The following is a 719-nucleotide window of genomic DNA, read 5'->3' as shown; positions in this document are numbered from 1 at the left end:
TTCGGATCGTCTCTGGTATGTCGGTGATGCGTTCCGTTATGGGATGAGCTTTGATGAAGTTCAGCAACTGACACATATCGATCCATGGTTTCTGATTCAGATTCAGGAGCTGGTGGAAATTGAAAATCAGCTTAAAGAACGTTCATTGAACGATATCGATGAAGTGGAAATGCGTGCGCTGAAACGTAAAGGTTTTGCGGATTCACGACTGGCCAAATTGCTGCATAAAACCGAAAAACAATTCCGCAGCCATCGTCATGCGATGGGCGTACGGCCCGTCTACAAACGTGTTGATACCTGTGCGGCAGAGTTCTCAACATCTACGGCGTATATGTACTCATCTTATGATGAAGAGTGCGAAGCCAATCCGAGCGATCGTGACAAGATTATGATTTTGGGGGGCGGACCAAATCGTATCGGTCAGGGGATTGAGTTTGACTATTGCTGTGTTCATGCGGCGCTTGCACTTCGCGATGATGGTTATGAAACCATTATGGTCAACTGTAATCCGGAAACCGTTTCCACCGATTACGACACATCAGATCGTCTGTATTTTGAATCGCTGACGCTGGAAGATGTGCTGGAAATTGTTGCACTGGAAAAACCTAAAGGTGTGATTGTGCAATTTGGCGGGCAAACACCATTAAAACTGGCTCGTGCTCTGGAAGCGGCAGGTGTGCCGATTATTGGTACGTCTCCGGATGCGATTGACCATGCGG

The 719-nt window shown here is 47.3% G+C and carries 1 pseudogene; it reads left to right on the top strand.

What is annotated here, in order from left to right:
* Positions 1-719, top strand: a pseudogene (carB, locus tag B3O33_RS00595) (carbamoyl phosphate synthase large subunit); the annotation flags it as partial.

Source organism: Methylophaga sp. UBA1464, assembly GCF_002325665.1.
GTDB lineage: Bacteria > Pseudomonadota > Gammaproteobacteria > Nitrosococcales > Methylophagaceae > Methylophaga.
This window is presented reverse-complemented; position numbering and strand designations above follow the sequence as displayed.